This is a genomic window from Pseudomonas sp. TH04 (assembly GCF_016651355.1).
Classification (GTDB): Bacteria; Pseudomonadota; Gammaproteobacteria; order Pseudomonadales; family Pseudomonadaceae; genus Aquipseudomonas; species Aquipseudomonas fluorescens.
Window position 1 is genome coordinate 2,086,346 of sequence record NZ_JAEKEA010000001.1, and the last position, 12,747, is coordinate 2,099,092.

The 12,747-nt window shown below is 60.8% G+C and carries 14 protein-coding genes; 11 read left to right on the top strand and 3 right to left on the bottom strand.

Annotated elements, in window-relative coordinates; all coding sequences use genetic code 11:
* Positions 1-60 precede the first annotated feature (60 nt).
* The 3 genes from JFT85_RS09350 to JFT85_RS09360 all read right to left on the bottom strand — a co-directional run bounded on the left by JFT85_RS09350 (position 61) and on the right by JFT85_RS09360 (position 1,936).
* Positions 61-819 (bottom strand): hypothetical protein, encoded by a 759-nt coding sequence (locus tag JFT85_RS09350; protein ID WP_053254775.1) that lies wholly within the window; start codon positions 817-819, stop codon positions 61-63.
* Entirely contained in the window at positions 812-1,105 is a 294-nt protein-coding gene (locus JFT85_RS09355; RefSeq protein WP_053254774.1) for a DUF1145 domain-containing protein, read from the bottom strand. Before JFT85_RS09355 ends, JFT85_RS09350 begins: the two co-directional genes overlap by 8 nt.
* Before the next feature lie 132 nt (positions 1,106-1,237).
* Positions 1,238-1,936, bottom strand: coding sequence for an OmpA family protein (locus JFT85_RS09360; protein WP_053254773.1), 699 nt, complete (start codon positions 1,934-1,936; stop codon positions 1,238-1,240).
* Between the two features lie 190 nt (positions 1,937-2,126).
* Between JFT85_RS09360 and JFT85_RS09365 the strand changes: the two genes are divergently transcribed.
* The 11 genes from JFT85_RS09365 to JFT85_RS09415 all read left to right on the top strand — a co-directional run bounded on the left by JFT85_RS09365 (position 2,127) and on the right by JFT85_RS09415 (position 12,740).
* Complete coding sequence (locus tag JFT85_RS09365; RefSeq protein ID WP_053254772.1) at positions 2,127-2,624, top strand: DUF6231 family protein; 498 nt, start codon at positions 2,127-2,129, stop codon at positions 2,622-2,624.
* Between the two features lie 2 nt (positions 2,625-2,626).
* On the top strand, positions 2,627-3,097 hold the full coding sequence (locus JFT85_RS09370; protein WP_053254771.1) for a YchJ family protein: 471 nt from the start codon (positions 2,627-2,629) through the stop codon (positions 3,095-3,097).
* 19 nt (positions 3,098-3,116) lie between these two features.
* Positions 3,117-3,599: an LEA type 2 family protein gene (locus JFT85_RS09375; RefSeq protein WP_053254770.1), complete on the top strand. Its 483-nt coding sequence runs from the start codon at positions 3,117-3,119 to the stop codon at positions 3,597-3,599.
* Positions 3,596-3,796 (top strand): SEC-C metal-binding domain-containing protein, encoded by a 201-nt coding sequence (locus JFT85_RS09380; protein ID WP_053254769.1) that lies wholly within the window; start codon positions 3,596-3,598, stop codon positions 3,794-3,796. The genes JFT85_RS09375 and JFT85_RS09380 overlap by 4 nt, the downstream gene beginning before the upstream one ends.
* 263 nt (positions 3,797-4,059) lie before the next feature.
* Positions 4,060-4,704, top strand: a complete 645-nt coding sequence (locus JFT85_RS09385; RefSeq protein WP_069552044.1) for a glutathione S-transferase N-terminal domain-containing protein — start codon at positions 4,060-4,062, stop codon at positions 4,702-4,704.
* 209 nt (positions 4,705-4,913) lie between these two features.
* Positions 4,914-7,355 carry a penicillin acylase family protein gene (locus JFT85_RS09390; RefSeq protein WP_053254767.1) on the top strand — a complete coding sequence of 814 codons (2,442 nt, stop codon included), beginning with the start codon at positions 4,914-4,916 and terminating at the stop codon, positions 7,353-7,355.
* Between the two features lie 201 nt (positions 7,356-7,556).
* Positions 7,557-8,561 (top strand): ligase-associated DNA damage response exonuclease, encoded by a 1,005-nt coding sequence (locus JFT85_RS09395; protein WP_053254766.1) that lies wholly within the window; start codon positions 7,557-7,559, stop codon positions 8,559-8,561.
* Positions 8,558-10,192, top strand: coding sequence for an ATP-dependent DNA ligase (locus JFT85_RS09400; RefSeq protein WP_201229748.1), 1,635 nt, complete (start codon positions 8,558-8,560; stop codon positions 10,190-10,192). The genes JFT85_RS09395 and JFT85_RS09400 overlap by 4 nt, the downstream gene beginning before the upstream one ends.
* Positions 10,193-10,465: 273 nt before the next feature.
* The gene (locus tag JFT85_RS09405; protein ID WP_053254764.1) at positions 10,466-11,245 is read left to right on the top strand and encodes a transporter substrate-binding domain-containing protein; all 780 of its coding nucleotides are present in this window, start codon (positions 10,466-10,468) and stop codon (positions 11,243-11,245) included.
* A gap of 59 nt (positions 11,246-11,304) precedes the next feature.
* The gene (locus tag JFT85_RS09410; RefSeq protein WP_053254763.1) at positions 11,305-12,033 is read left to right on the top strand and encodes an ABC transporter permease; all 729 of its coding nucleotides are present in this window, start codon (positions 11,305-11,307) and stop codon (positions 12,031-12,033) included.
* A complete protein-coding gene (locus JFT85_RS09415) occupies positions 12,030-12,740 on the top strand; it encodes an ABC transporter permease (protein ID WP_053254762.1) in 711 nt (236 codons plus the stop codon). Before JFT85_RS09410 ends, JFT85_RS09415 begins: the two co-directional genes overlap by 4 nt.
* Positions 12,741-12,747 lie beyond the last annotated feature (7 nt).

The following is a 12,747-nucleotide window of genomic DNA, read 5'->3' on the forward strand; positions in this document are numbered from 1 at the left end:
ATTGAAATGCAATCACCTGTGGGAGCCGGGCTTGCCCGCGATGGCGTCAGACCCGTCGACTCAGAGCCGCTGAATAGTCACAGCCCCTGCCGGCCCAGCCGGCCCCGGTTGCCCTTCCAGCCCTGGGCGTCCCTTGGCGCCGCCATCGGCGCGATACACCAGGCAACCTTTAGACTGCCCACCTTTGCCGGGCTTGCCCGCTGTTCCGGCCAGGCCACCCGCTCCGCCATCGACCCAGACCTTGATCTGTTCAGCCGGGAAGCTCTGTGGCAACTCGACGCGCACCTGCGCGCCCGCCGCGCCTGGCAGACCATCGCCACCGTTATCGCCATTGGCGCCACGCCCCGCCGAACCCCAGGTGCAACCGGGGTCCACGCCGTTGGCACCATCCAGGCCGGCATACCCTTGGGCGCCGGCGCCACCTCGAGCATCCACCGACAATTGTTCGGCGGTCAGGGCATTGATACGCAGGACCAGATCCCGCCCGGCCTTGGCTGGCCGTTCATGGGTGCCCGGGGCACCGCGCGAGGTGATCTGGCTGCCATGCTCAAGTTGCGCATTGCGCACCTGCAATTGCAGCGCAGTATTGCCGGGGGCGATCGCGATACGCGCTTCGCGGCCCAGGTGCAACTCATCCACGCTGACCTGAGTGATCGTCGCCGGGACCAACAATGTGCCGTAGTCCGCCACATCCAGGCGTTCGAGCTGCAAAACGCTGGTGCTGCTGGGCAGACGCATCAACGAGTTGGTTTCAACACTGACACTTTGGGCCAGGGCGATGGGGCTGACCAACAGGGCCAACAGAAAAACCTTACGCATGACTGGCCTCCTTGTTCGTTTCATTAAACTCTGCAGGCGCCGACAGGCCCCGCACATGGAACATCCCCACCAGCAGAATCTGCAAGCGGTCACGCCAGGGGTGGGCACGGTGCTTCACGCTGCTGTTGAACAACAGCAGTTCCAACAAGTGGGTAAGGAACAGCAGACTGCCGGCCAGGCTGACCAACAGGTGAAACGGATTAGTCAGCGGCCGGAACAGATTGACCAGCACCACGCCCCAGAACAGCAACGTCAGACATTTTCCCAGCCCCCAAAACACTTTCATCCCGCATGCCCCTGCCTATTATTCTTTGGGCGCACAGTACCGACTTCTGCAGGCGATTTGCCAGTGAAGGATGAAAAAACTTGAGGGGGATCGCCGGCAATGCCCCTGTGGCTCGCACAGGGGCAAGGGTGGTCAGCGGTTGATTTGGATTTCCACGCGGCGGTTCAATGCACGCCCTTCAGCGGTTTTGTTGTCTGCTACCGGGTGGCTTTCGCCCGCGCCGGTCACCGACACAAAGTTACTGCGCGGTACACCGGAACTGATCAAGTAGTCGGTGACCGAATGGGCGCGTTTTTCCGAGAGCCTTTGGTTATAGGCGTCTTTACCGACGCTGTCGGTATGCCCACTGACCCGCAGTTGCGCGCTTGGGGCTTCTTTTTTCAGGCGAGTGGCTATCACGTCGAGTTTGGTTTTATCCGCCGCCGTCAACTTGGCCGAGTCGAACTGGAAGTGGACATCACGAATCACGATGGTCTCTTCCTTGACCACGACAACTTCCTCAACCACCGCTGCCTGCACAGGCGCGGGTGGGCAACCGTTGGCGTCGACCTGCACCCCTTTCGGCGTGCCTGGGCACTTGTCGCGGCTGTCCGGCACACCATCGCCATCTTCGTCGCCATCACCATGTACCCAGCAATAGGCACCGGCCATGCCGCCGACCAGCAACGCGCCATAGCCGGCGTACGCCGAACTTTTTGTGGCGCCAATCGCGGCACCGGTCACACCACCGACGGCTGCACAGGTGGGCCAATCGGTTTTTTGCAAACCTGCGCAACCTGTCAATACTCCGGTTAGCAGAACCAAGGGTAGAGCTGTCCGCATGATGCTCATGTGCTTTCTCCTGAGGGTATCGGCGGGGGCCGATGGGTGGAGTAAAGACCGCTCTTTTCATCTGCGCCAGTACGCCACACCCCCGGTTTCATTGAGGATCGCTGCTCTTGGCGGACTTTTCGCCGCCGCCCGCTCTAGGCCCGCACGCTCAGCCGCGCTAGTCTCTAGGGTCATGATGTGAGGATCTCTGATGACCGCTGGCATTTCTTCCCGTACACCCCAGCAAGCCCTGGCCGCTTTGCTCGATTTACACCAACCCAAACGCCTGTTGCTGTTGGGTGCCAGCCAGTTTCCGGCGCTGGAGGCCTTTCAGGCCGAGCATCCGCAGACCCAAGTGTCGATCGCCCCGCCCGGGCCGTTGCCGGCAGAACTGGCGGCGCAGCGTTTTGACCTGGCATTGGTGGTCGATTGCCTGGAGCATCTGTCAAAACCGCAGGGCCTGACCCTGCTCGGCGGCATTCGCAACCTCAACAGCAGCCGCATTGCGGTGTTGGTGGACCTGAGCGCCTGCGGCTGGAAAGACACCGACTTCTTCTCCCTGGCGTTGCAAGCCGGCGAGCGCTTCCAGCGTGACGATCAGGTCCTGACGCTGTTCACCTATGATCTGCTTGACTATAAACAAGTGCCGGACTGGCTCAACGCCCGCTTCTGGGCCAACCCGGAAAACTTCGGAAAGTATTGGTGGTAACCATGAGTACATCCATATGCCCCTGCGGCAGTGGCAACCTGCTGGATGCCTGCTGCGGCCATTATCACGCCGGCCACCCCGCGCCCTGCGCCACCGCGCTGATGCGCTCACGCTACAGCGCCTATGTGCTGGGCCTGGTGGACTATCTGGTGGCCACCACCGTGCCGGCGCAGCAAGCCGGCCTGGACCGCGCTGCCATCGGCGCCTGGAGTGCCCAGAGCACTTGGCTGGGCCTTGAAGTGGAAAGCTCGGAGGTGTTCGGCGGCCAGCCCGAACATGCCTTTGTGACCTTTACCGCACGCTGGCACGACGGTAGCGGAGAACACAGCCACCGTGAGCAATCTTCTTTCGTACAGAATGATGGGCGCTGGTACTTCATTGACCCGACGGTTGAAGTGAAGGTTGGGCGCAATGATGTATGTTTGTGTGGCAGCGGGCAGAAATTCAAGAAGTGCTGTTCCGGCTACCTCTAATCAACTCAAGGATAACGCCATGCTCCGGATGTACAGCTTGATGCTGGCGTTGACCCTGAGTCTGACCGGGTGTGCTTCATGGTTCGAAGACGACACGCCCGCGCCTCACGTCTCGCTGGTGAAAGTTGAAGTGGTACGGGCCAAGTTGCTGGAACAAAAGTTCAAGCTGTACTTTCGCGTGGACAACCGTGACGACGCGGACCTCACGGTGCGCGGGTTGATCTACAAAGTCACCCTGGGCAGTTTCGTGCTGACCGAAGGCGAGTCCAACGAATGGCTCACCATACCGCCGCGAAGCCATGGGTTTTTCCGGGTGTCGGTGCGTACCAACCTCTGGCCAAAGATTCGCGATGTGGTGCAGATGTTGAAAAACCCCACCAAGCCCGTCCCCTATCGTCTGGAAGGCGAGCTGAAAACCGGATTATTCATCGGTAATGACGTGCAGGTCGCCCACAATGGCGAGATAATCCCCGGCGATTTTATTCCGGAGCGACATCGATGACTCAGCAACCCCATGTCCATGGTCCTGACTGCAACCACGATCACGATCACCATGATCACGACCACGGCCATGTCCACGGCCCGAACTGCGGCCACGCTCACCAGGAGCCGGTGCGCAACACCCTGAAAGACGTTGGTCGCAACGACCCTTGCCCATGCGGCAGCGCGAAGAAATTCAAGAAGTGCCACGGGGCCTGATGCCCTGAGTGCAGTCAATGTGGGGGCTGGCGTGCCTGCGCCCACATTTGCACGTGATTTCAGTTCAGGGTTTCTCTGAAACAGCAACAGCCCCTGCCATCCCCCCGCCCTCGCGATGACTCACATTCAAGCGCCCGTGATGCGCCCGCCCAAAGGTGTGCGCGGTGTAAAACGCTTCTAACGGTAGCGCTAAATGTTTCATTGAATTTTCGCGCCCCAAACATCACCTATACCTACAGGCATTCGCTCATTTGGAGAGCTTCATGATCGACCTGTATTACTGGACTACCCCCAACGGTCACAAAGTATCGCTGTTTCTGGAAGAAGCCGGTCTGCCCTACAAGGTGCACCCGATCAATATCGGCCAGGGCGACCAGTTCAAGCCGGACTTCTTGAAGATCGCTCCCAACAACCGTATTCCGGCCATCGTCGATCAGCACCCGAGCGACGGCGGCGCGCCGATTTCGCTGTTTGAATCAGGCGCAATCCTGCTGTACCTCGCGGAAAAAACCGGCCAGTTCATTCCCAAAGACCTGCGCGGTCGCCAGGAAGCGTTGCAATGGCTGTTCTGGCAAATGGGTGGGCTTGGGCCGATGGCCGGGCAGAACCATCACTTCAGCCAGTTCGCACCAGAGAAAATCCCCTACGCGATTAAACGCTACGTAGATGAAACCGCGCGCCTGTATGGCGTGCTGGACCGGCGCCTGGCGGATCGTCCGTTCGTGGCGGGCGAGGCGTACAGCATTGCTGACATGGCGATTTACCCGTGGATTGTTTCCCACAAATGGCAGAGCCAGCGTCTGGAGGATTTCCCCCACGTTCATCGCTGGTTCAACAGCATCAAAGAGCGGCCGGCGACGGTTCGGGCGTATGAACTGGTACAGAAGGTGAATCCGCCCAAATCCTGATTCAAAGTCTTGCTCGGTGAAACTGTGGGAGCGGGCTTGCTCGCGAACGGGGTGGTTCAGTCAGACCTTGATTGACTGACACACCGCGTTCGCGAGCAACCCCGCTCCCACCTATGATTTGCGCAAGACCCAAACTCCTGCTTGCGTCGTTTCGCCGCGCTCACTAACGTAGCGCCTTTAATGACGCTACCCCCCGCAGGAGCTTTGCCATGGCCTCGCCAGCCCTCTCACATTTTCTTCCCCGGTTCGGCGTTGCCGCGGCAGTAGCCAGTGCATTAAGCCTGGCCGGTTGCCAGATCCAGAGCACCCAGGACACCCTGCCTCCCGTCGCCGGTGTGCAGCCGATCAAAGGCCTGGCACAGAATGTTTCGGTGCGCCGCAACGCCCAGGGCATGCCGCTGATCGAAAGCAACACCTTCCATGACGCGCTGTTCAGCCTTGGTTATGTGCACGCCAGCGATCGCATCACGCAGATGGTCACCTTGCGCCTGCTGGCTCAGGGCCGGCTGGCGGAAATGTCCGGCGCGGACATGCTGGACGTCGACCGTTTCATGCGGGCCGTTAACCTGAAAAAAAGCGCCGGCGAGCTGTATAACGCCTCCTCACCGCGCCTCAAGCGCTTCTTTGAAGTGTATGCCCGTGGCGTCAACGCCTACCTGTTCCGCTACCGCGACAAGCTGCCGCCGGACTTGGCCCAGACGGGCTACAAGCCGGAGTACTGGAAACCGGAAGATTCGGCACTGCTGTTCTGCCTGCTGAATTTCAGCGAGTCGAGCAACCTGCAGGAAGAGCTGTCGTCGTTGGTGCTCGCGCAAAAGGTCGGCGTCGACAAACTCGCCTGGCTTACCCCAAGCGCGCCGGACGAGCCGATCCCGCAGGCCGAAACCGACAAGCTCAAAGGCGTCAACCTCAGCCAGATCACCGGCCTGGCCGGGCTGGAAAGCGTCGGTCAGCAGTTGAGCAGCGTGAATGCGCTGGCCGTTACCACGTCAAGCAACTGGGCCATCGGCCCGCAACGCAGCCGCAGCGGCAAAAGTTTGCTGGCCAACGACCTCGCGGCCCAGCCACAAGCACCGTCGCCTTGGAACTACGTGCAGATTCGCGCGCCGAAATACCAGGCGGTCGGCGCCTCAATTGCCGGCCTGCCGACCCTGCTGTCGGGCTTCAACGGCAAAGTGGCGTGGAGCATGAGCGCCGTCAAAGGCGATACCCAGGACCTGTTCCTGGAGAAGGTCAAGCGCCAGGGCAGCGCGTTGTACTACGAGAACAACGGCAAATGGCTGCCGGCCGCCGTACGTAACGAAACCTACTTCGCCAAGGGCCAGCGGCCGATTCGCGAAGTGGTGTACGAAACCCGCCACGGCGCCCTGCTCAACAGCAGCCAGGCCCTGACCAGCGGTTTCGGCCTGGCCCTGCAAACCGCCGATTTCAAAGACGACAAGAGCCTGGATGCATTCTTCGACCTGTCCCGCGCACAAAGCGCCGGCAAGGCCTCGGATGCGACCCGGGAAATCCGTGCCATCGCCCTGAACATGATTTTCGCCGACGCCAGCAGCATTGGCTGGCAAGTCACCGGCCGCTTCCCCAACCGCCGCGAAGGCGAAGGCCTGCTGCCCTCGCCGGGCTGGGACGCGCGTTTCGACTGGGATGGTTACGCCGACGCGATGCTGCACCCCTACGATCAAGACCCGGCCCAAGGCTGGATCGGCACCGCCAACCAACGCACCGCGCCACGCGGCTATGGCATGCAGCTGTCCAACTCCTGGGATGCACCGGAACGCAGCGAGCGTCTGGCGCAACTGGCCAACGCCGGCAAGCATGACGCGCGCAGCATGATCGCCATGCAGTACGACCAGACCACCACGTTCGCCGCCAAACTCAAGAGCATGTTCCAGGCGCCGGGCATGGCCCAGCCGCTGAAACAGGCAATCGAGGCATTGCCGGCAGCCGAAGCGGCCAAGGCGCGCGAGGCGCTGACTCGCCTGATGGCTTTTGATGGCCGCCTGGCGCCGACTTCCGCGGACGCAGCGATCTACGAGCTGTTCCTGCAGGAAAGCACCAAACAGATCTTCCTCGACGAACTCGGCCCGGAAAACAGCGCCAGCTGGAAAGCCTTTATCAGCAACGCCAACGTGTCCTACTCCGCCAACGCCGACCACCTGCTGGGCCGCGAAGACAGCCCGTTTTGGGATGACGTGCGCACCGCGCAAAAAGAAGACAAGCCGGCGATCCTGGCCCGCAGCCTCGCCGCCGCAATCAGCGCCGGCGACAGCCAGCTGGGCAGTGATCGCAAAGCCTGGCAGTGGGGCAAGTTGCACAGCACCACCTGGAAAAACACCAGCGGCCAAGTGATTCGTGGCCCATTCGCCAGTGGCGGCGACCACAACACCTTGAACCCGGCGCCGTATCGCTGGGGCCAGGACTTCGCGACGACCCAAGTGCCGGCGCTGCGCATGATCGTCGACTTTGGCCAGGCCGAACCGATGATGGGCCAGGGCGGCATCGGCCAGTCCGGCAACCCGGCCAGCCCGAACTATGCGAACGGCATCGACCCGGCGCTCAAGGCGCAATACCTGAGCTTCCCGATGCAGCCGCAGAATTTTGACAAGGTATATGGGAAGACCCGGTTGACCCTGACGCCCGGCAAGTAACCCGGTTTTTGACTGAAGAAACCGAATCAAACCGGTGGGAGCGGGCTTGCTCGCGAATGCGCTCGATCAGTCACTCAAGAATGGGCTGAACCCGCGCTTTCGCGAGCGAGCCCGCTCCCACATTGACCTTACGCATTCCGATAGAACTTCTCGCCCCACCGTCCCCTCATACCTGATAAGCCCATTGCCCGCGGCACGCCCATGGACCTTGTCATCGCCCGGCCCGAAGGCCTCTACTGCCCCGCCGGTGATTTTTACATCGACCCTTGGCGCCCCGTCGAGCGCTCGGTCATCACCCACGCCCACGGCGACCACGCCCGCACGGGCAACCAGCACTATCTGGCGGCCGCGCCCGGCGAAGGCATCCTGCGCTCGCGGTTGGGTCAGGACATCAACCTGCAGACCCTCGCCTACGGTGAAAAACTCCTGCACCACGGCGTCACGTTGAGCTTTCACCCCGCCGGGCATGTGCTCGGCTCAGCCCAGGTGCGCCTGGAATACCAGGGCGAAGTCTGGGTCGCATCCGGTGACTACAAGGTAGAACCCGATGGCACGTGCGCGCCTTTCGAGCCGGTGCGTTGCCACACCTTTATCACCGAATCCACGTTTGGCCTGCCGATCTATCGCTGGCAGCCCCAGGCGCAGATCTTCGCCGGGATCAATGATTGGTGGCAGGCCAATATCGCCGCCGGCAAGGCCAGCGTGCTGTTCTGTTATTCCTTCGGCAAAGCCCAGCGCATCCTGCACGGCATCGATGCCAGCATCGGCCCGATCCTCAGCCACGGTGCGGTCGAACCCTTGAACCGCGTGTACCGCGAGGCCGGGGTCTATATCCCCGAAACCCTTTATGCTGGCGACGTTAACAAAACCGACCCGCTGCTGCGCCAAGCCTTGATCATTGCGCCACCCTCCGCCGGAGGCAGCAGCTGGATACGTCGCTTCGGCGACTACAGCGACGCGTTCGCCAGCGGCTGGATGCGCCTGCGCGGCACTCGGCGACGGCGCGGTGTGGACCGCGGCTTTGTGCTGTCCGACCACGCCGATTGGCCCGGCCTGTTGTGGGCCATCGAGCAAACCGGCGCCGAGCGGGTGATGGTCACCCACGGCTCCGTAGGCGTATTGGTGCGCCACCTGCGCGAAAAAGGCCTGGACGCCCAGGGCTTCACCACCGAATACGGTGATGATGAAGAAGAGGCCACGGCATGAAAGCATTCGCCGAGTTGTACGCCAACCTCGACGCCACCACGTCCAGCAACGCCAAGCTTGCCGCGCTGCAAACCTACTTTCGCCAAGCACCGCCACAGGATGCCGCGTGGGCCGTGTACTTCCTGTCCGGCGGGCGGCCGCGTCAACTGGTGCCCACACGCTTGCTGCGGGACATGGCCACCGAAGCGTCGGGCATTGAACCCTGGTTATTCGAGGAAAGTTACCAGTCCGTCGGCGACTTGGCGGAGACCATTTCCCTGCTGTTACCGGAATCGACCTACACCTCGGAAGACGGTCTGGCGGTATGGCTGGAAGAAAAGCTCCTGCCCCTGCGCGGTCTGCCGCCGCTGGAACTGGCCGAACGCCTGCCGGCGTTATGGGCGCAACTGGATCAACCGAGCCTGATGGTGTGCATCAAATTGATCACCGGCAGTTTTCGCGTGGGTGTGTCTAAATTGCTGGTCACCCGCGCCCTTGCCGCCATGGCCGACCTCGACAGCAAACGCGTGGCCCAGCGCTTGGTGGGCTACACCGACCTGTCCAACCGTCCGACAGCCGAAGGCTACCTCAAGCTGATCGCCGCCGAATCGTCCGACGAACATGCGCAACGCGGCGGCCAACCTTATCCATTTTTCCTCGCCCACGGGTTGGCCCAACCAGTGGAGCAATTCGACGCCCTGCTCGGCTCCCCCGCCGACTGGCAGGTGGAATGGAAATGGGACGGCATCCGCGCGCAACTGGTCAAGCGTGAAGGTCGCCTATGGGTCTGGTCTCGGGGGGAAGAGCTGGTCACCGAACGATTTCCTGAACTGCACAGCCTGGTGAGTGGGCTGCCGGATGGCACGGTAATCGACGGCGAAATCGTGGTGTGGAAGGACGCAGTGCAGCCTTTCGCACGCCTGCAACAGCGCATCGGCCGCAAAACCTTAAGCAAAAAAGTCCTTGAGGACGCGCCGGTCGCCGTTTTGGCCTACGACCTGCTGGAATACCAGGGCGAAGACTGGCGCAACCACACCCAGGCCGAGCGCCGCGCCCAGCTTGAGCAGGTGATTGCGCAGTGCAACCAACCGATACTGTTGCCATCACCGCTGCTGACCGGTGACAGCTGGGCGGACCTCGCCCAACAACGTGAGGACTCTCGCCGCCTCGGCGTGGAGGGCATGATGCTCAAGGCGCGTGAGGGTCTCTACGGCGTAGGCCGTACCAAGGACATGGGCGTGTGGTGGAAATGGAAAGTCGACCCGTTCAGCGTCGACGCCGTGTTGATTTACGCCCAGCGCGGCCATGGCCGCCGTGCCAGCCTGTATAGCGACTACACCTTCGCGGTGTGGGACGGCCCGCCGGGAACTGAACGCACGCTGGTGCCGTTCGCCAAGGCGTATTCGGGCCTGACTGACGAAGAAATGCGCAAGGTCGATGCCATCGTGCGTAAAACCACGCTGGAAAAATTCGGCCCGGTCAGCAGTGTGACGCCGAGCATGGTGTTTGAACTGGGGTTCGAGGGGATCGCCCTGTCCAAGCGGCACAAGAGCGGGATTGCGGTGCGGTTTCCGAGGATGCTGCGCTGGCGCCAGGATAAGGCGGTGGACGAGGCCGACAATCTGGGAGCGCTGCAGGACTTACTGGCCTGACGCTTCTTCTGCAATCCCCTCAATGATTGTGGGAGCAGGCCAGCTCGCCGGTTTTTATCCGCATGCGCCTCTAAATGGTGCGCTGAAAAATTCATGCCCATTTTCGGGCATCTCCTACACTCAGAACTCCCTCGTCCTTCCTTTTAAAACAATCATTCGGAACGACATTCGGAACTATGGTGCAGAAATTGCTACCTGTGATCCGTCTGACACCGTTCAGTAACAGTCATAAACGCGCCACAAGCGCTTATCTTGGTTTCCAGGGATTACATAATGAAAAAAGCATTGCTGACCCTTTCTGCACTGGCTCTGTGCATGGCTGCTGGTGTTGCTACAGCCAAGGAATACAAGGAATTGCGTTTTGGTGTCGATCCTTCCTACGCGCCGTTCGAATCCAAGGCCGCCGACGGCAGCCTGGTAGGCTTCGATATCGACCTGGGCAATGCGATCTGCGCCGAGCTGAAGGTCAAGTGCAAGTGGGTCGAAAGTGACTTTGACGGCATGATTCCAGGCCTCAACGCCAACAAGTTCGACGGCGTGATTTCCTCGATGACCGTGACCGAAGCCCGTGAAAAGGCGATCGACTTCTCCAGCGAGCTGTTCTCCGGCCCGACTTCGCTGGTGTTCAAGAAAGGCGCGAACTACTCCACGCCTGAGTCGCTCAAGGGCAAATCCGTGGGTTACGAGCAAGGCACCATCCAGGAAGCCTACGCCAAGGCCGTATTGGATAAAGCCGGTGTCACCACCAAGGCTTATGCCAACCAGGACCAAGTGTACGCCGACCTGACTTCCGGTCGTCTCGACGCTTCGGTGCAGGACATGCTGCAAGCCGAACTGGGCTTTTTGAAGTCGCCAGCGGGCGCTGGCTACGAAGTCAGCAAGGCCATCGATGACCCACTGTTGCCATCCAAAACGGCGGTCGGTATCAAAAAAGGTAACAAAGACCTCAAGGCCCTGCTCGATAAAGGTATCAAAGCGTTACACGATGATGGCACCTACGCCACCATCCAGAAGAAACACTTCGGCGATCTGAACCTGTACAGCGGTAAATAACACCCTGGCGCCCACCTTTTTCAGGTGGGCGCTTTTTTATCGCCATAGGTCCTGAATTCATGTTTGAAGATCTTTTGCAAACCCTGGGGCTGAGTGCCTTCAGTTTGAAGGGGTTCGGCCCGCTGTTGCTGCAAGGTACGTGGATGACCGTGAAACTGTCGGTCGCCTCCCTGGCCGTCAGCGTTCTACTGGGCCTGATCGGCGCCAGCGCAAAACTGTCCAGCGTCAGCCTGATCCGCATCCCCGCCCAGCTCTACACCACCTTGATTCGCGGCGTGCCCGACCTGGTGCTGATGTTGCTGATTTTCTACAGCCTGCAAATCTGGCTGACCGGTTTTACCGACTTCATGGAATGGGACTACATCGAGATCGACCCATTCAGCGCCGGGGTTATCACCCTGGGCTTCATCTACGGTGCCTACTTCACCGAGACCTTTCGCGGCGCCATCCTCGCGGTGCCCCGTGGTCAGCTCGAAGCCGCGACCGCCTATGGGCTGACTCGCGGGCAGCGGTTTCGCTTTGTAACTTTCCCACAGATGATGCGCTTTGCCCTGCCGGGCATCGGTAACAACTGGATGGTGATGCTCAAGGCCACCGCGCTGGTGTCGATCATCGGTCTCGCTGACCTGGTCAAGGCTGCCCAGGATGCGGGCAAGAGTACCTATCAACTGTTCTACTTCCTGGTAATCGCGGCATTTATCTACTTGCTGATCACCAGCGCCTCTAACTTCGTCCTGCGTCGGCTTGAACGTCGCTACTCCGCTGGGTCCAGGGAGGCCGTGCGATGATCGAACTTCTGCAGCAATACTGGCGCCCCTTCCTTTATAGCGACGGCCAGCACATCACCGGGCTGGCGATGACCATGTGGCTGCTCAGCGCCTCGCTGGTGTTTGGTTTTCTGGTGTCGATCCCGCTGTCCATCGCCCGCGTGTCGCGCAAACGCTATATTCGCTGGCCAGTGCAGTTCTACACCTACCTGTTTCGTGGCACGCCGCTCTATATCCAACTGCTGATCTGCTACACCGGGATCTACAGCATTGCCGCCGTACGCGCGCAGCCGGTGCTGGATGCGTTCTTTCGCGACGCGATGAACTGCACCATCCTGGCGTTTGCCCTCAATACCTGCGCCTACACCACCGAGATTTTCGCCGGGTCGATCCGCAGCATGGCCCACGGTGAGGTCGAGGCGGCCAAGGCCTATGGCCTGAGCGGTTGGAAGCTGTATGCGTATGTGATCATGCCGTCGGCCCTGCGCCGCTCATTGCCGTACTACAGCAATGAAGTGATCCTGATGCTGCACTCGACCACCGTGGCCTTTACCGCAACGGTGCCGGACATTCTCAAGGTTGCCCGGGACGCCAACTCGGCCACCTACATGACCTTTCAATCATTCGGTATCGCCGCACTGATCTACCTGACCGTGACCTTTGCCCTGGTCGGTCTGTTTCGTCTGGCGGAGCGCCGCTGGCTGGCCTTCCTCGGGCCGAGCCACTAAGGAGCAT

Bases quoted from the DNA above. Each gene is read 5' to 3' on its own strand.
- JFT85_RS09350 (WP_053254775.1), bottom strand. From the start codon at position 819: ATGCGTAAGGTTTTTCTGTTGGCCCTGTTGGTCAGCCCCATCGCCCTG.
- JFT85_RS09355 (WP_053254774.1), bottom strand. From the start codon at position 1,105: ATGAAAGTGTTTTGGGGGCTGGGAAAATGTCTGACGTTGCTGTTCTGG.
- JFT85_RS09360 (WP_053254773.1), bottom strand. From the start codon at position 1,936: ATGAGCATCATGCGGACAGCTCTACCCTTGGTTCTGCTAACCGGAGTA.
- JFT85_RS09365 (WP_053254772.1), top strand. From the start codon at position 2,127: ATGACCGCTGGCATTTCTTCCCGTACACCCCAGCAAGCCCTGGCCGCT.
- JFT85_RS09370 (WP_053254771.1), top strand. From the start codon at position 2,627: ATGAGTACATCCATATGCCCCTGCGGCAGTGGCAACCTGCTGGATGCC.
- JFT85_RS09375 (WP_053254770.1), top strand. From the start codon at position 3,117: ATGCTCCGGATGTACAGCTTGATGCTGGCGTTGACCCTGAGTCTGACC.
- JFT85_RS09380 (WP_053254769.1), top strand. From the start codon at position 3,596: ATGACTCAGCAACCCCATGTCCATGGTCCTGACTGCAACCACGATCAC.
- JFT85_RS09385 (WP_069552044.1), top strand. From the start codon at position 4,060: ATGATCGACCTGTATTACTGGACTACCCCCAACGGTCACAAAGTATCG.
- JFT85_RS09390 (WP_053254767.1), top strand. From the start codon at position 4,914: ATGGCCTCGCCAGCCCTCTCACATTTTCTTCCCCGGTTCGGCGTTGCC.
- JFT85_RS09395 (WP_053254766.1), top strand. From the start codon at position 7,557: ATGGACCTTGTCATCGCCCGGCCCGAAGGCCTCTACTGCCCCGCCGGT.
- JFT85_RS09400 (WP_201229748.1), top strand. From the start codon at position 8,558: ATGAAAGCATTCGCCGAGTTGTACGCCAACCTCGACGCCACCACGTCC.
- JFT85_RS09405 (WP_053254764.1), top strand. From the start codon at position 10,466: ATGAAAAAAGCATTGCTGACCCTTTCTGCACTGGCTCTGTGCATGGCT.
- JFT85_RS09410 (WP_053254763.1), top strand. From the start codon at position 11,305: ATGTTTGAAGATCTTTTGCAAACCCTGGGGCTGAGTGCCTTCAGTTTG.
- JFT85_RS09415 (WP_053254762.1), top strand. From the start codon at position 12,030: ATGATCGAACTTCTGCAGCAATACTGGCGCCCCTTCCTTTATAGCGAC.